The organism is Phytopseudomonas flavescens (genome assembly GCF_900100535.1).
Classification (GTDB): domain Bacteria; phylum Pseudomonadota; class Gammaproteobacteria; order Pseudomonadales; family Pseudomonadaceae; genus Aquipseudomonas; species Aquipseudomonas flavescens.
The window spans coordinates 331,877-354,131 of sequence record NZ_FNDG01000004.1; the positions used below are offsets into that span (position 1 = coordinate 331,877).

The following is a 22,255-nucleotide window of genomic DNA, read 5'->3' on the forward strand; positions in this document are numbered from 1 at the left end:
ATCTGGCCTACTCGCGGGACAGGGCGTCGACGGGGTCGAGGCGGGCGGCATTGCGGGCCGGCAGGAAACCGAACACCAGGCCGATGAGCGTGGAGCAGAGAAACGCAGCGATGATGGAGCCGCTGGAGAACACCAGGCTGAATTCACTGGTGAAATGGCCGAACAGCGCGCCGAAGGCCAGTGCCGACAGCACCCCCAGTGCACCCCCGATCAGGCACACCAGCACCGCCTCGATCAGGAACTGGCGCAGGATATCGGCCTGCCGGGCGCCCACCGCCATGCGCACGCCGATCTCGCGGGTACGCTCGGTGACCGACACCAGCATGATATTCATCACCCCGATGCCGCCGACCAGCAGGGAGATCAGGGCGATCGCCGAGATCAGCAGGGTCATGGTCTGGCTGGTCTTCTCGATGGTCTGGCGGATGGTGTCGGTGTTCATCACGAAGAAGTCCTGCACCCCGTGACGGCGGGTGAGCAAGCGGATGATGCCCTGTTCGGCGGCATCGCTGGACACGCTGTCGTCGACCCGCACGGTGATGCTTTCCAGGTATGTCTGGCCAAGCATGCGGTTCATCACGGCGGTGTACGGCAGGTAGACGCGCAGCGAATCGCTGCCCCCGAAATTGCTCTGGATGGGATCGAGTACGCCGATGACGCGCACCGGGACGTTACCCAGCAGGATCACCTGGCCGAGCGCCTGTCTGCCGAAGAACAGCTTCTTGTAGGTGTTGTTGTCGATCACCGCGCTTTGGGCGGACTCGCGCACCGCCTTGGCGTCGAAGGCGCGGCCCTGGGCAAAGGTGTAGCCCTTGGCGCGGAAGAACTGCTCGCCCACGCCATTGGTGGATACGGTCAGCGCCTGCTCGCGGTAGCGCAGGGTGCCCGAACTGGACACCGACGGCGTGACGCTGTCGACGAAGGTTTGCCCGGCCAGGGCGTCGGCGTCGGCCGGTACCAGTGTCTGGATGCGTGCCGAACGACGGTCACCGAAGCCGCTACCGGGGAATACGTCGATGGTGTTGGTACCGATCGCGCTGATGTTCTCCATGATCTTCTGCTGCGAACCCTGGCCGAGGGCCACCACCGAGACCACCGAAGCGATGCCGATGATGATGCCGAGCATGGTCAGAAAGGTACGCAGCTTGTGCGACAGCATCGCCAGCAGGGCCATGCGCAAGGCCTCGCGGAACTGCCCAAGGCTGGCCTTCAAGGCATTGGCCTCGCGTGCCGGCGCCGGTTCCTGCATGGCGCGCACGTCGTCCTCGACGGGCCGCAGGCGGCGATCGGCGATGATGCGGCCGTCGCTGATCTCGATGATGCGGTCGGCGATTTCCGCGACCTTCATGTCATGGGTGACGATGATCACCGTGTGCCCGGCGGCATGCAACTCGCGCAGCAGCTTGAGCATTTCCTCGCCGCTGTGGCTGTCCAGCGCGCCAGTGGGTTCGTCGGCGAGAATCACCTGGCCGCCGTTCATCAGCGCCCGGGCGATGGATACGCGTTGTTGCTGGCCGCCGGAGAGCTGGCTTGGCCTGTGGCCCAGGCGTTCGGCCAGGCCGAGGCGCTGCAGCAGTGCTTCGGCGCGTTCGCGACGGCTGGCGGCATCCTTGCCGGCGTAGATGGCCGGTACTTCGACGTTGCCCACGGCGTCCAGATCGCCCAGCAGGTGGTAGCGCTGGAAGATGAAGCCGAAGTATTCGCGGCGCAGCTCGGCTAGCTCGTCCGCGGACAGCCTGCCGGTTTCCCGGCCTGCGATGCGGTAGGTGCCGGCGCTGGCCCGATCCAGGCAACCGAGGATGTTCATCAGGGTCGACTTGCCCGAGCCCGAGGTGCCGATGATGGCGACCATCTCGCCTTGCTCGATGCTCAGGTCGACATCCTCGAGCACGGCAATGGTCTGATCGCCAGCGGGAAATTCGCGGCGCAGGCCGCTCAGTTCGAGGAGTGCCATGTCAGAGCCTCATCGGCCCGGGCATGCGCATCGAGGTGCTGGAACCGGCCGCAGCGTCGCCGAGCACCACCTTGTCGCCGTTCTTCAGGCCCTCCAGTACCTGAGCGTTGATCGAGTCTTCCAGGCCGGTACGGATCTGTCGCGCCTCGACCTTGCCGTCCCCGCCAAGCACCTGCACGGTGTAGCTGCCATCACGATTGGCACTGCCCAGCGCCGACACCGGCAGGCTCGCGGCACCCTTGACGCTGTCGAGGACGATGCTCACTTCGGTGGTCATGGAGATGCGCAGCTTGCCGTCGGGATTGGGCACGTCGAACACGGCGATGTAATAGACGGCGGTGTCGGTGGAGGTGGTGGTGGACGATGAACTGCTGGTCGTGCTGTCACTGGTGTTGATCGAGTCCGGTGCCGGCTCGATCATCCTCAGCGTCGCTTCATAGCGGTTGCCGGGTTCGCCGAGGATGGTGAAGTACACTGGCAGGCCGGGACGCAGGCTGACCACGTCGGCCTCGGAGATTTCCGCACGCACGGTCATCCTGTCGAGCTGAGCGACCTTGACGATGGTCGGTGCCGACTGCGCCGAGTTGACCGTCTGGCCTTCCTTGACCACCACGCCGACCACGGTGCCGTCGATGGGCGCAGTGATCTTGGTGTAGCCCAGGTCGACCTCGGCGGTGGACACCTGGATCTGCGCCTGCTGGATCTGCGCGTCCAGGGCGGCGACCTGGGCCTTGGCGGTATCCAGGTCGGCCTCGGCGGTCTCGTAGCTCTCCCGCGAGCTGGCGTTCTGCGCGAGCATGGATTTCTGCCGGGTGAACGCGAGTTGTGCCTTCTTCAAGGTGGCGGCCTGCACTGCGCGCTGGGCCTTGACGTTGGCCAGGGCGGCCTTGGCATTGGCCAGGTCGTTCTGCCGGGTCAACGAATCGATTTCGGCGATCGGCTGGCCCTGTTTGACCGGATCGCCGAAATCGACGTGCAGCCTGGTGATCTGCCCCGATACCTGGGCACCGACACTGACCTGCTTGAAGGCTTCCAGCGTGCCGGTGGCGATCACTGTCTGCTCGATGTCGGTCGGGCCTACTTCGGCTGTCAGCAAGCCGTTGCCGGGTGCCGGCGTCAACCGGCTGTAGAGTGCGTAGCCGCCCAGCGCCAGGACGACGAGGGCGGGAATCAGGAGCAGCAACTTGGTTCTTGGCATGGCTGTGGGCACACGGCGGATTCGGATTGGCGCCACTATAGAGAGGCGCTCCCCGGCGTTGGGTAAGAGCCGGGTAAGGTTCTGTCAGGAATAGGTAAAGTTCGCCGGTCCGGGCCGATGCATGCAGCCGAGGGCGAGAAAATGCCGACCGTTTCTCAAGTCGCCGGAACCCGTGCCGACACTAATGGAGGCCCTTTCAGCAAGCGAGTAACATCGGGCGCCGATCAAGACGCGGCCATTTCGCTTGCGCGTGGCGATTGGAAAAGTAAACGCGTATCTCTGCGGGTGCGACGGTTTTGCCGTGCTCGAAGTAGCGCAGTGGCGGGAATGCCCCGTCACCAATTAAAGGATTGCAAGCATGCGTCAGAACTCGGTGACTCAGCGGGAAAGGACTTTTCCTGAGCATGAACGGTTGATTTCCACCACCGATCTGAGCAGCAAGATCACCTATTGCAACGATGCATTCGTCGCCATCAGCGGTTTCACGCGTGAAGAGTTGATCGGCCAGCCACACAATCTGGTGCGTCACCCGGACATGCCGCCAGCGGTGTTCGCTCACATGTGGGACACCCTCAAGCAGGGCAAGCCCTGGATGGGAATCGTCAAGAACCGCGCGAAGAATGGCGATTACTACTGGGTCAGCGCGTACGTCACGCCGATTTACCAGAACGGCCAGGTGTCGGGTTACGAGTCAGTGCGTTCACTGCCGAGCGCAGACCAGAAGCGTCGTGCCGATGCGCTTTACGCCCGGTTGCGAGCCGGCAAGCAGCCGGTGCCGATGATCGACTACCTGACCTACGACCTGATTCGCTCCTGGCCGCTGATTCTCGCCGCGCTGTTGATCCTGGCTGCCCAATCGGTACTCGGCGGGTTGGGCTTGGCGGCGTTCATCGTGGCAGTGATGATCGTCCTCGGCTCCTACCAGTTGCACAGCAAGCGTTCGCTGATTCGCCGCACCCTGGCCAACCACCCCAAGGCCTTCACCAGCAGCCTGGTGGCGCTGACGTACAGCGAAAGCCGCGGCGCTCAGGCGTTGCTCGACATGGCCATGATCAGCGAAGAGGCACGCCTGCAGACCGCGCTGACACGCCTCGAAGATGCCGGTGTCAACGTCAAGAAGCAGGCCGCCCAATCTGCCGGCTTCTCCCGCGCCGGCGCCGAGATGCTTGACCAGCAACGTAGCGAAACCGATCAGTCGGCCACCGCGATCAACCAGATGGCGGCGACCATCCAGGAAGTCACGCAGAATGTGCAGAGCACCAGCCACGCTGCCGAAGAGGCGGATCGCCTGGCCAAGGAAGGCCGGCAACTGGCCGGCGGCAGCCTGGAATCCATGCAGCACATGGCCAAGGCGGTGGTGGACATCGGCCAGGCAGTCAATGACCTGGCCGACTCGACGCAGTCCATAGGCAGCGTGGCGGACGTGATCACCTCCATCGCCGAGCAGACCAACCTGCTGGCCCTCAATGCGGCGATCGAGGCGGCGCGAGCGGGTGAACAGGGGCGTGGATTCGCCGTGGTGGCCGATGAGGTGCGTTCGCTGGCCTCGCGTACACGTGAGTCGACCCAGCAGATTCATCAGATCATCGATTCGCTGCGCGCCGGGGCGGAGCGTGCCGTGGTCACGGCGGGGCGCGGCGAAGAAATCTCCCGGGAAAGCGTGCAGAGCGTCGAGGCGGTGCGAATCGCGCTGGATGGCATCAGCGAGTCGATCAGCCGCATCACCGGCATGAGCCAGCAGATCGCCGCCGCATCCGAACAACAGGGGCAGGTGGCTGAGGACATCAGTCGACAGATCACTCGTATCGCCCAGCTTTCCGAGCAGGGTGCCGAGCAGGCTCACCAGGGGGCCGCCATCGGCAGGGAGCTGGAAGCCATGGCCGATTACCTGCATAGCCTGGCCGAGCGTTTCAACCGCTGAACGCCCGTTGCTCGGCTGTGCTGGCGGGCTATGGCACACTGCGCGACCTTGAACCTGTTCAGGGCCTGCTGCGCGCCGGCCTTGCTGTGTTGAAAGCAGGCTGGGTCGCCAGCCCCGTCGAAACGCCATGTGCAACCCTACAGGCCAATGCGAGCCCGCTTCCTTGCCCGTTCTCGCGGGGGGCGCCTTGCCCTTGCATCGTTGTGGCTGGCGAGACGTTGAACGGGCTCCGAGGATATCCGCCTATGCCACGCCCCCGCTGCTCCCGTTGCAAGCGCCCCGAAAGCCATTGCCTGTGTGCGCTGATCCCCGATCTGGACAGCCGCACCGGGATCCTCGTACTGCAGCATCCAGATGAAGTCGATCACGCCCTCAATACTGCCAATCTGGCCGTGCTCGGTCTGCGTAATGCGAGGTTGCGTGTCGGTGAACGGTTCGATGATCTGCCTGCCTGGCTGGCGTCGCCGTATTACCGCAGCTGTCTGCTGTTCCCGGGAGACGATGCGCAGCCGCTGAGTCGCCTCGTCGAAGACGCAGACGACAGGCCGGTGAGGCTGGTGATCCCTGACGGTACCTGGCGCAAGGCGCGCAAGCTGTTGCACCTCAATCCCGCGTTGGCAGCGCTGCCGCGGGTGGGCCTGGAACATGTGCCGCCATCGCGCTATCGCCTGCGCAAGGCGCCGATGCAAGGATCGCTGTCGACTCTCGAGGCGATCGTCGCGGCGTTGAACGTACTGGAGGCTCCGGCTGATTATCGGGCGCTGCTCAAACCATTCGACGCCCTGATCGAAGGGCAGATCGCGGCCATGGGCGAGCAGACGTTCAGGCGCAATCACCTGCGTTGATTGGGCTCGAGTAGGCATTGGTGGGCTGAAGGGGGCGTGTGTGTTGGAGGGTGGGCTTCAGCCCACCAGGGGCGGCGCCCGCTTCAGGCAAAGGTGCCGTCACGGAAGTCGCGCATCGCCTGTTCGATTTCCTCCCGGCTGTTCATCACGAACGGCCCGTACTGCACGATCGGCTCGTTCAGCGGCTTGCCGGCAAGCAGCAGCACGCGGGCACCTGTGCCGCTGCTCAGATGCACTTGCCCTTGATCATCCAGGCGCACCAGCCTGCCGGCTTTCACGTCGTGGCTGCGTTGCACTTGGGCTTCACCCTGGTACACGTAGAGCAGAAGGCGATGCCCATCGGGCAGGACGGGGCTCAGGGTGCCGCCTGCCGGCAGGTGCAGGTCGAGCAGGTAAGGAGTGGTATGTGGGCGCTGCACCGCACCGTTCTGCACGATATCGCCTTCGGCGAAGGTACCGGCGATGACCACTACCTCAGCACCGTTGGCGGTACGCACGTGGGGAATCTGCGCAGCCGCGATGTCGCGATAGGCGGGATCGGCCATCTTGCTCTCGGCGGGCAGGTTGAGCCACAGCTGGAAGCCACGCATGGCCCCCTGTTCCTGCTCCGGCATTTCGCTGTGGATGATGCCGCGTGCGGCGGTCATCCACTGCACGTCACCACCCTGTAGCAGCCCGACGTTGCCCAGGTGGTCTTCATGGCGCATGCGCCCTTCGAGCATATAGGTGATGGTTTCGAAGCCCCGGTGAGGGTGTGCGGGAAACCCGGCGATGTAATCGTCGGCATTCTCGGTGCTGAATTCGTCGAGCATCAGGAAGGGGTCGAAGCGCTCGATGCCGCCACCGCCGATCACCCGGTTGAGGCGCACCCCGGCACCGTCGGAAGCGGGCTGGCCCGGCTGGATGGCGAGTACGTTACGTAGATGGGTCATGCGGTAGGCTCCTGAAACGCGATGGCCTATGTTAGGCCAGACTATCCGGGAGATGGGTGGGAAAAGGGCGTGTCATCCATCGAGAAAATCGATCTCGGATGGCGGCGCCGTCGGGCGCCGCCATGCCGGTTACTCGGCGATCTGCAGCTTGCGCGATTCGGTGTAGAAGAAACGCAGTTTCTCGTATTCGAACGGCGAGTTGATCTGGCCATAGCGGAAGCTGGTGGTCGATCGCTGATTGACACCCCTGAGCAGGGTGACTTCCGGATGGTCGCTGCTGACTTCAGCCATGTTGAGGTAGTTGATCTGCTGAGCGACGCCGTAATCCACCACCAGGCCGCCGGTATCGCGCAGGGTCGACGGGCCGAGGATCGGCAGCATCAGATAGGGGCCGGCGGGGGTGCCATAGAAGCCCAGGGTCTGGCCGAAGTCTTCATTCTGCTTGGGCAGGCCCATGTGCGTCGCCGGATCCCACAGCCCGGCCACCCCGAGCGTGGTATTGAACAGCAGCCGTGCCGTGGTGTTCAGCGCACGCTGGCCCTTGAGCTGCAGAGCGCTGTTGACCAGGTTGGGCACGTCGCCCAGGTTGCCGAAGAAGTTGCTGACGCCCTTCTGCACCAGGCCCGGTGTGATGGCGCGGTAACCGTCGACCACCGGCAGGAAAACCCATTCGTCGAACCGGTAGTTGAAGTGGTAGACGCGACGGTTCCACGACTCCAGAGGATCGAACACTTCCAGGGCGATGAGGGTCGAGCGTTCGAACTCACGTTGATCCAGGCCGGGGTTGAACTTGAGCCTGCTCAGCGGTTGCTTGAATCCGTCGTCGTCGATGGGCGTCTCGGCGACGGCGGTAGCGCAGGCCAACAGGGCAGCGAAGAACGCGAGACTAGGAAAGGACTTAACCACGGAAGAACTCCAAGATGTCTTTGCTGTTGACCCGGTAATTGAGGTTGCCGCAGTGGCCGCCGAGCGGATAAACGGTCAGTCGATCGCCCAGGGTACGGCGCAGGAAACCCAGGTCACCCGGGCCAAGGATCACGTCGTCGGCATTGTGCATCACGGCGATTTTCGGGCTGTTCTTGAGGTAATCCTCGATGCCGTACAGGCTCACCTCGTCGATCAGTTGGGCCATGCTGCCGCCGTCATAGCGAGCGCGCCACATGGGAATCAGCTGTTCGGCCATGTAGCAGTCGAAATCGCACTGCAGCGCCCGGCGGAAGAAGGGTGTCAGGCTGGTGCCCTCGCCAATCGGATAGTCCACCGGGGTGATCAACCCACGGCGGTTGATCAGGTCCGACGTGAAGGCGATGTCGGCAGCTGAGAAGCGGAACGAGGTGCCGATCAGCATGGCCATCTGTTCGTCGGAGAGGTGCTCCTTGGATTGCTGGAAATCGTACAGCAGCGCGTCGTTGATATCGACGTAGCCCTTCTCCTGGAAATAGCGGGTCAACTTGGCCAGCACCAGTTCATAGAAAGTGGTGCGGTTGTTGATGCCCTTGACCTCGGTCTGGACCAGGCGATCCAGGTTGCTGATCGAGGTGTACAGGTTGACCGGCGGGTTGAGCATCAGCACGCGCTTGAAGTTGAAGCTGCGCCGGGTCTCGTCCAGCTGGCTGACGAAGGCGGCGTGCAGGGCGCCAAGGCTGTAGCCGGTCAGGTAGAAGTCGGTGACTTCCAGATGCGGGTGCTGCGCACGCACGGCCTGCATGGCGCGATACAGGTCTTCGGCATCGTCCCGGCTGATGCCCGGCGTGGCGAAACGCGAGGCAGAGGTCATGAAATCGTAGCTGGTCGGCGACGACAGCTGCACGACGTGATAACCCGCGCCGTAGAACAGCTTCTTCAGGTACTCGGGCGTGCTGCTGGAGTAGTGCGCGCCGGTGCCAGCGATGATGAAGATCAGTGGCGCTGGGCCTTTCTGCTCGGCCAGCCGGTAGCGCATCTTGGTCACTGCCCAGAAATTGTCCGGCAGCTGGAACTCGCGCTCCGGGCGTAGGCGAACCTGGTAGTCCTTCTGGTTGATGTCGGCATCGTCCGGCAATTGCGGCCGCAATTCAGGCGGCGTGGTGGCGATGGTCGCCTCGAACGGGTTGGTGAGCGGGTAGCCGTAGGTCTGCGCATCGATGTCGGCAGCCCACAGCGTGGCACTGAGCAGCAAGCCGCTAAGCAGGGCAGCAAGGCGGGGTATGAAAGACATACAAGATCCCTTTGGAAGAGAACATTCTTTTCAGAGGTGGGCGGGGCTGCCCGTGCTTTTCGGCATCAGCCGCGAGGACTAGGACAACCGACGATGTGTCAAAGTGCCATGGGAAATCAAGGTTGCGCTGCAGCTTAGCGCAGTAGATACCGGATTTGCCGCAAAAGGTCGAGATGGCGCAGATCTGCACCCCTTCGCGGGCGCTTTATTTGTGGCTTGCATCCGTCTGGCGGAGCATTATGCTGAGCGCCGTTTTCATGCTTTGTGGAGTAGCGCATGCCCCGTCGTCTGTCTGTCGTTGTGCTGGTGATCGCCGCCGTTCTGTGCGTACTGGCCAGTTATGGCCTGCGTTACCTGCTCATGGAGGGCGATCAGTGGGTAGGCCGTTGTGTCGACGACCCGGCGAACCTGGCCTGCCAGGTGCGTGCCACCCTGGGTTGGATGATCCACCTGCGAGTCATCGCCTGGGCCGCCCTTGGTTTCGCCTTACTGGCATTCGTGCTGCCGGGTGTCTGGGGATGGCGCCTGGCGATCCCCGGCCTGCTGCTTGGTTTGCCGGCGCTTGCCCTCTACACCGCCAGCCTGGCGGTATTCGCCGTTGTACTCGCGCTATTGCGATTGGTACGCGCGCCCACTCCGACAACCGCCTGAGGCTGTCCGGCGCTGCGCAGCGCCGGATCCCTTCCTAGCCTTTCGAGAGCTTCAGGCTGCGCCACAGCGCGAGCGCCAACAACGTGCTGGTGATCGCCCAGCCGATGGCCTGCAGGTTATCCAGGGTCTCTTCGTAGAGCTGCGGCAGCACGCCTGCGCCGATCAGCACCGCCAGCAGGGCGATCTCCCGACGCGGTGCGGCCACCGGGCGCAGCAGGTAGACCAGCGCCGGCAGCAACAGGGCCGCGCTGGGGAAGCTGCGGTAGCGGGCGTCGGTCACCATGGCCAGCATCATCACCGCTCCGGCGAAGCCGGCTGCCGTCAACCACCAGCCTGCACGGCGCTCCAGCCAGGTGAAGGCCTGGGCGCGCCAGCCCTGAGCGGTGGACAGCGACAGCGCTGCATGGGCCAGGACCAGCAGATTGAGCGCGAGCAAGGCTGCGGCCCATAGCCACTCGCCGAGGTAGCGGCTGGTTACCCAGGACAATTCTGCCCATAGCCCGATGCATGCGGCACCCAGCGCGGCCAGCAGCGGCAGCAGCAGTGCATTGCGAGTGGAGCCCGGACGACCACCAACCAGCAGGCCCAATGCCAGCACGCTGCCGCTGATGGCCAGCCAGAGCGGCCAATGCGGTAGGTTGGAAACCGGTCCGGCGAGTACAGACTTGTCCTGGCGATCTGCGTCGTACAGCCCCCAGAAGCCGCCCACGGCACCTTCGCTGACGCGTTTCCACGGCTGATCGAAGGCCTCGATGAGGTTGTAGCGCCAGCCGTGTTGTTCGGCCATGGCGACGAAGCCCCGAATGAAGGTCGCCTGGTTGACGCGGCTGGGCACGGCGGTTTCACGCTGGCGGCCCTCGCTGGGCCAGCCGGTTTCGCCGATCATGATGTCCTTGGGCGCGAACTGTTTGCCGAACAGCTCGCGCACTTCGCTGACCTCGTGCAGCGCTGCATCGATACCGGCAGGGTTGTCTTCCCAGTAAGGCAGCAGGTGAATGGTGATGAAGTCCACTGCCGGCGCCACTTCAGGGTGCTTGAGCCAGAACTCCCAGACATCGGCGTAGGTAACCGGCTGGGCGATTTCGGCTTTGACCTGATTGATCAGCTCGACCAGTTGCCCGCCGGTGACTTCCTTGCGCAGCAGCGCTTCGTTGCCGACGATCACCGCTTCGATGACATCCGGGTTCTCCTTGGCCAGCTTGATCAGACCCTGGATCTCGATGGCCGTGTCGTGCGGGTTGCGACTCACCCAGGCACCGGTAATCAGTTTCAGACCATGCTTGCGCGCCAGCTCCGGCAGCGCCTCCAGGCCGGTGACCGAATAGGTGCGGATGCACTGGAAGCGCTCTGCGAGCAGTGCCAGGTCGGCATCCATACGCTCCGGGCGGATTTTCAGGGGCAGATCGAAGGGCGATTGGTCCTTGTCGAACGGGGTGTAGGACGCGCACTGCAGCTTGTGAGTCGGCGTCGCGGCATCGGCCAGGACGACCGGCTTGCCAATGGTCTGCCAGAGGCTGCCAAGCGCGAGGAACCCGATGACGCAGGCACTGATATAGGGGAGCAAGGGAAAGCGGGCGTTGGCAGGCATGATCGAGCACGCGTGGTGATGGAGAGGCGCATCTTAGCGGTGAGCAGGGGCTTTAGATAGCTGCACGGCAGGCCGTATGAAAGGGGCGCGGGCGTCGGGCCGGCCGGCTTTACAGGGGGCGTGGGGGCTGCCGACGCCTGATTTGACAACCTGCGCAGGCTGGCTAATTTGAATGTGCGGCGTTAGGGATGCCCGCGTCGCTCAATTCGAGTGAATCTATAAGGATATTGATCATGCAGAAATCCATGTTGCACGCGCTGTTTTTCGCCGCACTCGCCAGTGCGTCCTTGATGGTCAGCGCCAACGAAAGCGCGACCAAACCCACCAGCGAGCCCGTTGTCCGGCAGTTGGCCGAGCTCAACCCCGTCAACCTCAACACCGCCGATGCAGAAACGCTGCAGCGCGAGCTCAGTGGTGTCGGTCTGGTCAAGGCGCAGGCCATCGTCGCCTACCGCGAGGCCAATGGCGAGTTCGCCTCGGTCGACGAGGTGCTCGAGGTCAAAGGCATTGGCGAGGCCTTGCTGGAGCGCAATCGCGCCAAGCTGACCATCGGTCGGTAACCCGCGTCGTAGAGGCACAGAGCCGCTCGTCCCAGCCGGGGCGAGCGGCTTTTTAATAGGCGCTAGTCCACTCCTTGGATGCCTGGTCGGTGGTTGGCCCGCATCCTGCTTTCGCTGCTCTGCACAGGACCGCTGCGCCGGTAAAACGGTGTGCCGGGAAATGGACGTGCAGTTGGCACCCTTGTTGCAATTACCCCTGCAAAGCACACGCGGCGTCAAAAAACCGCGGTCAGTGGAGGAAAGGTCATGAGTCAGGGTGTCGCGTTCAATCGTCTAATGCTGGAAATGCGCTCCATGCAGGCTGAGGCCATGGCCCGCAAACCGGCAGTCGCCGAAGCACGGGAAGTCGGTGCGCCGAGCTTCTCGGACATGCTCGGGCAGGCGGTTAACAAGGTGAGCGACGTCCAGCAGGCTGCCGGTCAGTTGTCCACGGCCTTCGAGATGGGCCAGAGCGGTGTCGACATCACTGACGTGATGATCGCCTCGCAAAAGGCCAGCGTTTCCTTCCAGGCCATGACCCAGGTGCGCAACAAGCTGGTTCAGGCGTATCAAGACATCATGCAAATGCCGGTTTAAGAGGTAAATTCCGATCATGGCCGACGCACTTGCCACCACCGTACCCGCCACTTCTGCTGGCAGCGCGCCGAAAAAGCCGCTGTTCGGTCTGACCTTCCTGGAAAATCTCTCCGACATGCCGGTGTTGCGCCAGGCAGGCTTGCTGGTGGGCCTGGCTGCCAGCGTGGCGATCGGTTTCGCCGTGGTGCTGTGGTCCCAGCAGCCGGAATACAAGCCGTTGTATGGCAGCCTCGACGGTATGGACGCCCGCGGGGTGATGGAAACACTGACGACGGCCAATATCGACTACACCATCGAACCGAACTCCGGTGCGTTGCTGGTCAAGTCCGAGGACCTGGCCCGCGCGCGCATTCGTCTGGCTTCCGCTGGCGTCGCGCCGACCGACACCAGCATCGGTTTCGAGATTCTCGACAAGGAGCAAGGCCTTGGCACCAGCCAGTTCATGGAAGCCGCGCGCTACCGTCGCGGCCTGGAAGGCGAGTTGGCGCGTACCATTTCGAGCCTGAACAACGTCAAGGCCGCGCGCGTGCACCTGGCGATCCCGAAGAGTTCGGTATTCGTCCGTGACGAACGCAAGCCCAGCGCGTCGGTGCTGATCGAGCTGTATTCGGGGCGCAGCCTGGAGCCAAGCCAGGTGATGGCCATCGTCAATCTGGTGGCCAGCAGCGTGCCGGAGATGGACAAGAGCCAGGTCACCGTGGTCGACCAGAAAGGCACCCTGCTGTCCGACCAGCAGGAAATGTCCGAGTTGAGCATGGCCGGCAAACAGTTCGATTACAGCCGCCGTATGGAAAACCTGTTCACCCAGCGCGTGCACAACATCCTGCAGCCGGTGCTCGGCATGGGCCGCTACAAGGCCGAAGTTTCGGCTGACGTGGATTTCAGCGCTGTCGAGTCGACCTCGGAAACCTTCAACCCGGATCAGCCGGCGTTGCGCAGCGAGCAGCAGGTCAATGAACAACGCAGTAGTGGCAGTGGCCCGCAAGGGGTGCCAGGCGCCCTGAGCAACCAGCCGCCCGGCCCGGCTACCGCGCCGCAACAAGCCGGGGGCGCCGCCGCCGCTGGCGGGCCGATTGCCGCTGGTCAGCCGCTGCTCGACGCCAACGGCCAGCAGGTCATGGACCCGGCCACCGGTCAACCGATGCTGGCGCCTTATCCTTCCGACAAGCGCGACCAGTCGACCCGTAACTTCGAACTCGACCGTTCCGTCAGCTACACCAAGCAGCAGCAGGGTCGCCTGCGCCGGCTTTCCGTCGCCGTGGTGGTGGATGACCAGGTGCGTGTCGATCCGGCTACCGGGGAGACCAGCCATGTGCCCTGGACCAGCGATGACCTGGCACGCTTCACCCGCCTGGTGCAGGACTCGGTCGGCTTCGATGCCAGTCGCGGCGACAGTGTCAGCGTGATCAATACGGCCTTCAGCAGCGAAGTCGCCGAAGTGATCGACGTGCCGTGGTACCAGAGCGATCTGTTCCTGATGGCCATGGGCGGGCTCAAGTCACTGTTCCCCGCGCTGCTGATCTTCCTGCTGGTGTGGTTCGTGCTCCGCCCGGTGCTCAACAACATCACCGGTGGCGGCAAGGGCAAGGAACTGGCCACCGCCGGTGGTCGCGATGGCGATGTCGATCTTGGTGAAATGGGCGGGCTGGATGGCCACCTGGCATCCGACCGGGTGAGCCTCGGTGGCCCGCAAAGCATTCTTCTGCCGAGCCCGAGCGAGGGGTATGATGCACAACTCAATGCGATCAAGAGCCTGGTCGCCGAAGATCCGGGCCGCGTGGCCCAGGTAGTCAAAGACTGGATCAATGCCGATGAATGACAACCGTTCCACCGCCAAGATGAACAAGGTCGAGAAGGCTGCGATTCTGCTCCTGTCGCTCGGTGAAACCGACGCGGCTCAGGTGCTCCGTCACCTGGGCCCCAAGGAGGTGCAGCGCGTCGGTGTGGCGATGGCCGCCATGCGCAACATTCATCGCGAGCAGGTCGAGCAGGTGATGGGCGAGTTCGTCGAGACGGTGGGCGACCAGACCAGCCTCGGCGTCGGCTCCGACAGCTACATCCGCAAGATGCTCACCCAGGCGCTGGGCGAGGACAAGGCTGGCAACCTGATCGACCGCATCCTGCTCGGTGGCAGCACCAGCGGCCTGGACAGCCTGAAGTGGATGGAGCCGCGTGCCGTGGCCGATGTGATCCGCTACGAGCACCCCCAGATCCAGGCCATCGTGGTGGCTTACCTGGACCCGGATCAGGCCGGCGAGGTGCTGGGCCATTTCGATCACAAGGTTCGCCTCGACATCGTGCTGCGCGTGTCATCGCTGAACACCGTGCAACCGGCAGCGCTCAAGGAACTCAACCTGATCCTGGAGAAACAGTTCTCCGGCAGCTCCAACACCACCCGTGCCACCATGGGCGGCGTGAAACGTGCCGCGGACATCATGAACTACCTCGACAGCTCGGTAGAAGGGCAACTGATGGACTCGATTCGCGAGATCGACGAAGACCTGTCGTCGCAGATCGAAGACCTGATGTTCGTCTTCGACAACCTGGCCGATGTCGATGACCGTGGCATCCAGGCGCTGCTGCGCGAAGTGTCTTCCGATGTGCTGGTGCTGGCGCTCAAGGGCGCGGACGAGGCCATCAAGGAGAAGGTGTTCAAGAACATGTCGAAGCGCGCCGCCGAATTGTTGCGTGATGACCTGGAGGCGAAAGGGCCGGTGCGAGTCAGTGACGTCGAGACCGCCCAGAAGGAAATTCTCACCATTGCCCGGCGCATGGCCGAGGCAGGCGAAATCGTGCTCGGCGGCAAAGGTGGCGAGGAGATGGTTTGAATCGGGTCTATTCCCGTTTCGCCACGGCCGCGCCGGAGCCAGTTTTTGCGCGGGGCAAGGCATGAGGAGAGAAGTTTGGTTATTCCAAATGAACGACGGGTAACGCAGCAGCGCGGCTCGTGTCGAAGCGGGAACAGACCCTGATGGCCGGCAAGGAACCCGTCAGTGAACTGATTCGTGCCAAGGACCTGGGCAGCGTTGATCGCTGGTCGCTGCCCAGTTTCGACGAGCAGGTGGATGAGCCGCCGGAGCAGACGCGCGCCAGCGAGCCGGCCGCGGAGATTCCGCCGGCGGTGCAGGAGAGCGAAGAGGTCGCTCTGGAAGATGTCAAACCCTTGACGCTCGATGAGCTCGAGGCCATTCGTCAGGATGCTTACAACGAAGGTTTCGCCACCGGCGAAAAAGATGGATTCCGCGCCGGGCAGCTCAAGGCCAAGCAGGAAGCCGACGCGGCGCTGGCGGGCCGGGTGAGCGCGCTCGAACAGGTCATGAGCCATCTGTTCGAGCCGATCGCCGATCAGGATCAGCAGATCGAAGTGGCGCTGGTGGCTCTGGTTGGGCAGATCACCCGTGAGGTCATCCAGCGCGAGCTGAACCGTGACTCCAGCCAGATTCGCCAGGTACTGCGCGAAGCGCTCAAGCTGCTGCCCATGGGCGCGGAAAATATCCGCATTCACCTCAACCCCCAGGACTTCGAACTGGTCAAGTCACTGCGTGACCGCCACGAGGAAAAATGGCGGATTCTCGAGGACGACGCGTTGCTGCCTGGCGGTTGCCGGGTCGAGAGCGAGCACAGCCGTATCGATGCCAGTGTCGAGACGCGCCTGAGCCAAGCGCTCAAACAGCTCTTCGAGCAGCAGCGCGAACATGCCACCACGCCGCGTCCGAGCGACATGCACATCGACCTGGACGGTGCCAATGCGCCTTGAGCGCATCAGCTTCGCGCGTCGCATGGAAGGCTACGGCGACGCCGTGACGCTGCCGTCCCAGCCCATCGTCGAAGGCCGCCTGCTGCGCATGGTTGGCCTGACTCTGGAGGCCGAGGGGTTGCGCGCGGCGTTGGGCAGCCGTTGCCTGGTCATCAACGACGACAGTTATCACCCGGTGCAGGTGGAGGCCGAGGTGATGGGGTTCTCGTCCGGCAAGATCTACCTGATGCCGGTCGGCAGCCTGGCCGGCATCGCACCCGGTGCGCGGGTGGTGCCGCTGCCGGATACCGGGCGCCTGCCCATGGGCATGTCGATGCTCGGCCGGGTGCTCGACGGCGCTGGCCGCGCACTGGACGGCAAGGGCGGGATGAAGGCCGAGGACTGGGTGCCGATGGATGGCCCGACCATCAACCCCCTCAAGCGCCACCCGATCAGCGAGCCGCTGGATGTCGGCATTCGCAGCATCAATGGTCTGCTGACCGTCGGCCGCGGGCAGCGGCTCGGGCTGTTCGCCGGTACCGGCGTCGGCAAGTCGGTGTTGCTGGGCATGATGACCCGCTTCACCGAAGCCGAGATCATCGTGGTCGGTCTGATCGGCGAGCGGGGTCGCGAGGTGAAGGAATTCATCGACGAGATTCTTGGCGAGGAGGGCATCAAGCGTTCCGTGGTAGTGGCATCGCCTGCCGATGATGCGCCGCTGATGCGCCTGCGCGCCGCCATGTATTGCACGCGCATCGCCGAGTACTTCCGCGACAAGGGCAAGAACGTCCTGCTGCTGATGGATTCCCTGACCCGTTTCGCCCAGGCGCAGCGGGAAATCGCCCTGGCGATCGGCGAGCCGCCGGCGACCAAGGGGTATCCGCCCTCAGTATTCGCCAAGTTGCCGCGCCTGGTCGAACGTGCGGGTAACGCCGAGGCCGGAGGTGGCTCGATCACCGCGTTCTACACGGTGCTGTCCGAAGGCGACGACCAGCAGGATCCCATCGCCGATGCCGCCCGTGGCGTGCTCGACGGTCACTTCGTGCTGTCGCGGCGCCTGGCCGAGGAAGGGCATTACCCGGCGATCGACATCGAAGCGTCGATCAGCCGGGTCATGCCGCAGGTGGTCAGCCCCGAGCACATGCGCAATGCCCAGCGTTTCAAGCAACTGTGGTCGCGTTATCAGCAGAGTCGCGACCTGATCAGTGTCGGCGCCTACGTGCCTGGTGGCGATGCCGATACCGACCTGGCCATCGCCCGGCAGCCGGTGATGGTGCGCTACCTGCGCCAGAGCCTGGGCGAAAGCGAGAGCCTGGAGAGCAGCCGTGATTTGCTGGCTGCGGTTCTGAGCCCGGCCAAGGCACCCTGATCCATGGCAACCAGCCGCGCCGCACGCCTGGCGCCCGTGGTCGAGATGGCCGAAAAGGCCGAACGTGAGGCTGCCTTGCAGCTGGGGCGAGCGCAGGGGCTGCTGGGGCAGGCTCAAGGCAAGCTGGCGGATCTGGAAAATTACCTGCAGGGCTACCAGCAGCAGTGGATGAACGAAGGGCAGCGGGGTGTCTCTGGCCAGTGGCTGATGAACTACCAGCGCTTTCTTTCCCAGCTCGATTCGGCGATCGCTCAGCAGAACCAGGCCGTGGCATGGCACCGCAGCAACCTGGACAAGATGCGTGATGCCTGGCAACAGCGCTATGCACGCCTGGAGGGCCTGCGAAAGCTGGTGCAACGCTACATCGACGAAGCGCGTCTGGCGGAGGATAAACGCGAGCAGAAACTGCTCGATGAGCTCTCTCAGCGCCTGCCGCGACGCGATTCCCTGGAATGATGGTTGCCGCTGACGCAGGCTGGTGCTAAATCTTCATAGACTGGCATGCAGGTCGCCGAGGCGTGCGCAGGGCCGGATCAGGAAAAACAGGTGAGACACCGCGCCTCGGCTCAGGTCAACAAGCTATACCTGTTCATCAGGGCAGCGTCGGCCTGCTCGGCGCGCATACGGCGCCCAATGTGTTTCGCGGATCTCAAGGAGTGTTTCATGCCCATCACCTCGCTGCCTTCGGAAGACGGGCAAGAGTTGACCATAACCATTCAAGGTCGCTTTGATTTTGGCGTTCATCAGGAGTTTCGGCGGGCCTACGAGCGCGTCGATATTCGCCCGAAACGCTATGCGGTCGATCTCAAGGGAACGACTTACCTCGACAGTTCCGCGCTCGGTATGTTGCTGCTGCTGCGCGACCACGCCGGTGGCGATCGGGCGCAGATCCGCTTGCTGAATTGCAACGCCGACGTGCGCAAGATCCTCTCCATTTCCAATTTCGAACAGCTTTTCCAGATCGTCTGAGGCGCGATGAACGCCTCCAGACTCACCATCCTGATCGCCGAGGACAGCGCCACCGACCGCATGCTGCTGTCCACCATCGTCGGTCGCCAGGGCCACCGGGTGCTGGCTGCCAGCGATGGGGTGGAGGCGCTCGCGCTGTTCGAGTCGCAACGTCCGCAACTGGTCCTGATGGATGCATTGATGCCGGTGATGGATGGTTTCGAGGCAGCCCGGCGAATCAAGGCAATGGCCGGCGATGTCATGGTGCCGATCATCTTCCTGACGTCCCTGAGCGAAGACGAAGCGCTGGTTCGCTGCCTGGAGGCCGGTGGCGACGACTTTCTCGCCAAGCCCTACAGCCGGGTCATCCTGGAGGCCAAGATCAATGCCATGGATCGCTTGCGCCGCCTGCACCAGGAGGTGCTGCAGCAGCGTGATCTGATCGCTCGGCACAACGAGCACCTGGTCAACGAGCAGCAAGTGGCCAAGGCGGTGTTCGACAAGGTTGCCCATTCCGGTTGCCTGGCCGCCGGCAACGTCCGCTACCTGCAATCACCCTATGCGCTGTTTAACGGCGACCTGTTGCTGGCAGCGTTTCACCCCAGCGGTGATATGCATGTGTTGCTCGGCGACTTCACCGGCCACGGCCTGCCAGCGGCAATCGGCGCGATGCCGTTGGCCGATGTCTTCTACCGCATGACGGGCAAGGGGCATTCGCTGGCCGAGATCCTTCACGAAAGCAATGCCAAGCTGCGACGTATCCTGCCTCGCGGGGTGTTCTGCTGTGCCACGCTGGTGAATATCAGCTTTCGCCGCCAGGTGGTCGAGTTCTGGGGCGGCGGCCTGCCCGACGGCTACGTGCTGCGCAAGGAAGGTGGCGAACGCGTGCCTCTGGTCTCCCGGCATCTGCCTCTCGGTGTGCTGGAGCCGGATAGCTTTCGCAACGACTACGAGACTTACTCCCTTGGCCTCGGTGATCGGGTGTTCCTGCTCTCCGATGGCGTGCTCGAGGCCCATGGCGAGCATGACGAGCTGTTTGGCGAGCAGCGCCTGCTCGAGGTGCTCGACAACGGGCACCCGCCGTCCGCGTTGTTCGATGAAATCCAGCAGGCGTTGCAACGCTTTCACGGCGAGGCGCGGGACGATGTCAGCCTGGTCGAGGTGACCATGGTGGACAGCAATGTCCTGCAGCGGCCGCAACAGACCGGCGGCGAATGGCGTGCCGGGCCCGAGCAGTGGTCGGCGCGCTTCGATTTTCGTGGCCCCACCCTGCGTGATTTCTATCCGCTGCCCTATGTGTTGCAACTGCTGCTCGAAGTGCCGGGGTTGCGGGGCCATGGCGGGGATCTCTACAGCGTGCTGTGCGAGCTGTACACCAACGCGCTCGAACATGGCGTGCTGGGGCTGGATTCGGCGCTGAAATGCGATGCCGCAGGGTTCTCCGAGTATTACCGGCAGCGTGCCGAGCGTCTCGACGCGCTCCATGACGGCTGTGTCGGTATCGTCGTCGACGTGCGTCGCGAAGAGGGTGGCGGTCGTTTGACGCTCACGGTGGAAGACAGTGGCGTCGGGTTCGATGCCTCGGCCATGCTGGCGCGCCAGCATCCGGCTGGAGGGCTGAGCGGTCGTGGCATGAGCCTGGTGCGGGACCTCAGTGAGCGGAGCAGTTGGTCGCCCGATGGGCGTCAGGTCACGGTGGAGTTTTCCTGGCCCGCGCAGGCATAATCCGCCCATCGTATGGTGCTCTCGGCCTGCTGGCGCGAGGAGCGTGATCCGCAATCACCATGGCCGCCCGAAGCAGGCCTGGAGTGAAGGATGCCCGACAATCATCTAGACCGCGCCGTGCTGGTGGCCCTGCAGGACATCATGGACAGTGAGTACCCGGTGCTCCTGGATACCTTCTTGGCCGACTCCCAAGAGCGTCTGCGCCTCTTGCATGACGCGCAACGGCTGCAGGATGCCCAGGCCATCCGCCATGCGGCACACAGCTTCAAGGGCAGTTGTAGCAACATGGGGGCCAAGGTCCTGGCTGAGTCCTGCCGTGAACTCGAGGAGCAGGCGCGGCGTGGCGACCTCAGCGATTCGGCCGACCTGATCGGGCGGGTCGAGTCCGAATTCGCCATCGTTCGCTCCTTGCTCGAGTCGGAGCGCCAGCGCTTTTCTCCATGACCGAACCGGTCGTCCACGATGTTGGCCCGGCCTTTGCTTGATCTATGCTCACGACATCACTCATGCGGAGAGCATTCATGCCCGTTGCCCCTGATCTGCTGCTGACGCCTTCGGCCGTTGCCAAGCCCAAGGCCCCTGCGGCGAACACTGCGCAGAACACAGCCGAGCCGCGCAAACAAGAGGCTTCCAGCTTCTCGCAGGTATATGCCAAGGAACGTCAGGCCAAGACCGCCGATCGCCAGGACGACACCGCCAAGACCGCGCGCGATGGCAATGCCGAGGCGGAGAAAAGCGCCAGTGATCCGACGCCGTCCTCTGACCAGGCACCTGCCGTTGCCGACAGCGGCAAAGACTTGCCTGCCGATCCTCCAGCCGAAGAGGACCTGGTCGACCCGTTACTGATGTTCGGTCTGTTCGAGCCGCAGTTGGTCCCCGAGGAGGTCGTGGATCCCGCGATGCAGGCTCAGCCGGCCAGCATTTCCGTCAGCCTGGTCGGCTCCACGCCCGTGGCCGATGCCGATGCCGATGCTGGCCTGGATACCGAGCTCGACGCGCTCGACCCACTGGCTGCGATGCAACTGTCGCTGGAGCCCGGCGCTCAGCAGAAGGTGGCCGAGCAGGCCGCGGTCAGCAACGGCAGTGCGTCGACCTCGGCGTCTGCCAGTAGTGGCCAGGCCTTCGCCAGCGCCATGGCGTCGATGGGCATGAAGACCACGACAGTGGAGGGGGAGGCTGGCGAAACCATCGAGTTGCCGCAGCTGGAACTCAGTACCGAAGGCCTGGAGGCACTCAAGGAAAGTTCGGCGGATACCGCTCCCGAGCAGTTCGTCAGCAAGCTCTCCGCGCTCAGCCAGGTGATTGGCCAGCAGGCTTCGCAGGCCGGACGGGTCACCACGGTGCCTGGCCCAGCGCTGTCGATGCAGCAGACTGGCTGGAGCGAGGGCGTGGTGGACAAGGTAATGTGGATGTCCAGCCAGAACCTCAAGTCCGCCGACATTCAGCTTGACCCTGCCGAGCTCGGCCGTCTGGACGTGCGCATCAGCCTGAATCAGGACCAGACCCAGATCAGTTTCGCCAGCGCCCATCCCGGCGTGCGCGAGGCGCTGGAGGGGCAGGTCCACCGTCTGCGTGAAATGTTCACCCAGCAAGGCATGAACCTAGGCGACGTCAACGTTTCCGATCAGTCCCAGGGCCGTGCCTGGCAAGGGCAGGGGCAGGACGGCGAGAGCCGCGGGCGCAATGGCCGGCTGGCGGATGACGGGGGCGCCGGTATCGGTGAGGAGGAGCGGGTGATCGGCAGCGTGGAGTTGCGTGATCCTGTCCAGGGCGCTGGCCGCGGCATGGTCGACTACTATGCCTGACGGCGAGCGCACCAGGCGCAGGGTCGTCCGGTTACGGTTCGTGGCTGTGTGCATGGCGAACGGTTAAAACCGCTCGGCCCCGGTACTCTGTTCTAGACTTCACCCTGACCGAGTCTGTTGGTCAGGGTGATTTCGTTTATGGCCCTCTGCAGGGGCCAGCGGCCACGCTTTCGCGTACCATGGCGCGCAGCATTTGCACCAGAGCTTATGAGCTGGCATAACACTTGCTCTTAACCCTTTGATAGCGGAA

Annotated in this window: 19 protein-coding genes and 1 pseudogene; 14 read left to right on the plus strand and 6 right to left on the minus strand. The window is 63.7% G+C overall.

What is annotated here, in order from left to right; all coding sequences use genetic code 11:
- Nucleotides 1-7: 7 nt before the first annotated feature.
- Nucleotides 8-1,954, minus strand: coding sequence for a MacB family efflux pump subunit (locus BLR94_RS07630; protein WP_084304149.1), 1,947 nt, complete (start codon nt 1,952-1,954; stop codon nt 8-10).
- Nucleotide 1,955: 1 nt separating this feature from the next.
- Nucleotides 1,956-3,152, minus strand: coding sequence for an efflux RND transporter periplasmic adaptor subunit (locus BLR94_RS07635; RefSeq protein WP_084304150.1), 1,197 nt, complete (start codon nt 3,150-3,152; stop codon nt 1,956-1,958).
- Between the two features lie 358 nt (nt 3,153-3,510).
- Between BLR94_RS07635 and BLR94_RS07640 the strand changes: the two genes are divergently transcribed.
- Together BLR94_RS07640 and BLR94_RS07645 are read left to right on the plus strand one after the other, a co-directional pair.
- Nucleotides 3,511-5,073, plus strand: coding sequence for a methyl-accepting chemotaxis protein (locus BLR94_RS07640; protein ID WP_084304151.1), 1,563 nt, complete (start codon nt 3,511-3,513; stop codon nt 5,071-5,073).
- 245 nt (nt 5,074-5,318) lie between these two features.
- Nucleotides 5,319-5,918, plus strand: a complete 600-nt coding sequence (locus BLR94_RS07645; RefSeq protein WP_084304152.1) for a tRNA-uridine aminocarboxypropyltransferase — start codon at nt 5,319-5,321, stop codon at nt 5,916-5,918.
- An 83-nt stretch (nt 5,919-6,001) separates the two neighbouring features.
- Here the strand turns inward: BLR94_RS07645 and BLR94_RS07650 are convergent, their stop codons facing one another.
- The 3 genes and pseudogenes from BLR94_RS07650 to BLR94_RS07660 form a co-directional block, all read right to left on the minus strand.
- Nucleotides 6,002-6,850, minus strand: a complete 849-nt coding sequence (locus tag BLR94_RS07650) for a pirin family protein (protein WP_084304153.1) — start codon at nt 6,848-6,850, stop codon at nt 6,002-6,004.
- A 129-nt stretch (nt 6,851-6,979) separates the two neighbouring features.
- A pseudogene (locus BLR94_RS07655) lies at nt 6,980-7,678 on the minus strand (MlaA family lipoprotein); the annotation flags it as partial.
- 70 nt (nt 7,679-7,748) lie between these two features.
- Nucleotides 7,749-9,047: an alpha/beta fold hydrolase family protein gene (locus tag BLR94_RS07660; protein ID WP_084304155.1), complete on the minus strand. Its 1,299-nt coding sequence runs from the start codon at nt 9,045-9,047 to the stop codon at nt 7,749-7,751.
- Nucleotides 9,048-9,323: 276 nt separating this feature from the next.
- Here BLR94_RS07660 and BLR94_RS07665 point away from each other — a divergent pair, with 276 nt between their 5' ends.
- Nucleotides 9,324-9,698, plus strand: a complete 375-nt coding sequence (locus BLR94_RS07665; protein WP_084304156.1) for a hypothetical protein — start codon at nt 9,324-9,326, stop codon at nt 9,696-9,698.
- A 34-nt stretch (nt 9,699-9,732) separates the two neighbouring features.
- On the opposite strand, the gene BLR94_RS07670 is transcribed toward BLR94_RS07665, so the two are convergent.
- Nucleotides 9,733-11,286: a glycoside hydrolase family 17 protein gene (locus BLR94_RS07670; RefSeq protein ID WP_084304157.1), complete on the minus strand. Its 1,554-nt coding sequence runs from the start codon at nt 11,284-11,286 to the stop codon at nt 9,733-9,735.
- A gap of 233 nt (nt 11,287-11,519) precedes the next feature.
- Between BLR94_RS07670 and BLR94_RS07675 the strand changes: the two genes are divergently transcribed.
- The 11 genes from BLR94_RS07675 to BLR94_RS07725 all read left to right on the plus strand — a co-directional run bounded on the left by BLR94_RS07675 (nt 11,520) and on the right by BLR94_RS07725 (nt 22,005).
- Nucleotides 11,520-11,846 carry a ComEA family DNA-binding protein gene (locus BLR94_RS07675; RefSeq protein WP_084304158.1) on the plus strand — a complete coding sequence of 109 codons (327 nt, stop codon included), beginning with the start codon at nt 11,520-11,522 and terminating at the stop codon, nt 11,844-11,846.
- 246 nt (nt 11,847-12,092) lie between these two features.
- Complete coding sequence (gene fliE, locus BLR94_RS07680) at nt 12,093-12,422, plus strand: flagellar hook-basal body complex protein FliE (RefSeq protein WP_084304159.1); 330 nt, start codon at nt 12,093-12,095, stop codon at nt 12,420-12,422.
- A gap of 16 nt (nt 12,423-12,438) precedes the next feature.
- Nucleotides 12,439-14,241 carry a flagellar basal-body MS-ring/collar protein FliF gene (fliF, locus tag BLR94_RS07685; RefSeq protein WP_084304160.1) on the plus strand — a complete coding sequence of 601 codons (1,803 nt, stop codon included), beginning with the start codon at nt 12,439-12,441 and terminating at the stop codon, nt 14,239-14,241.
- Nucleotides 14,234-15,250 carry a flagellar motor switch protein FliG gene (gene fliG / locus BLR94_RS07690; protein WP_084304161.1) on the plus strand — a complete coding sequence of 339 codons (1,017 nt, stop codon included), beginning with the start codon at nt 14,234-14,236 and terminating at the stop codon, nt 15,248-15,250. Before fliF ends, fliG begins: the two co-directional genes overlap by 8 nt.
- A gap of 143 nt (nt 15,251-15,393) precedes the next feature.
- Entirely contained in the window at nt 15,394-16,179 is a 786-nt protein-coding gene (gene fliH / locus BLR94_RS07695) for a flagellar assembly protein FliH (protein WP_084304194.1), read from the plus strand.
- Nucleotides 16,169-17,527 carry a flagellar protein export ATPase FliI gene (fliI, locus tag BLR94_RS07700; protein WP_084304162.1) on the plus strand — a complete coding sequence of 453 codons (1,359 nt, stop codon included), beginning with the start codon at nt 16,169-16,171 and terminating at the stop codon, nt 17,525-17,527. Before fliH ends, fliI begins: the two co-directional genes overlap by 11 nt.
- A 3-nt stretch (nt 17,528-17,530) precedes the next feature.
- Nucleotides 17,531-17,983, plus strand: a complete 453-nt coding sequence (fliJ, locus tag BLR94_RS07705) for a flagellar export protein FliJ (protein ID WP_084304163.1) — start codon at nt 17,531-17,533, stop codon at nt 17,981-17,983.
- A gap of 207 nt (nt 17,984-18,190) precedes the next feature.
- Entirely contained in the window at nt 18,191-18,496 is a 306-nt protein-coding gene (locus tag BLR94_RS07710; RefSeq protein WP_084304164.1) for an STAS domain-containing protein, read from the plus strand.
- A 6-nt stretch (nt 18,497-18,502) separates the two neighbouring features.
- On the plus strand, nt 18,503-20,200 hold the full coding sequence (locus BLR94_RS07715) for a fused response regulator/phosphatase (RefSeq protein WP_084304165.1): 1,698 nt from the start codon (nt 18,503-18,505) through the stop codon (nt 20,198-20,200).
- A 90-nt stretch (nt 20,201-20,290) separates the two neighbouring features.
- Nucleotides 20,291-20,644 (plus strand): Hpt domain-containing protein, encoded by a 354-nt coding sequence (locus BLR94_RS07720; RefSeq protein WP_084304166.1) that lies wholly within the window; start codon nt 20,291-20,293, stop codon nt 20,642-20,644.
- Between the two features lie 77 nt (nt 20,645-20,721).
- Complete coding sequence (locus BLR94_RS07725) at nt 20,722-22,005, plus strand: flagellar hook-length control protein FliK (RefSeq protein WP_084304167.1); 1,284 nt, start codon at nt 20,722-20,724, stop codon at nt 22,003-22,005.
- Nucleotides 22,006-22,255: the final 250 nt, after the last annotated feature.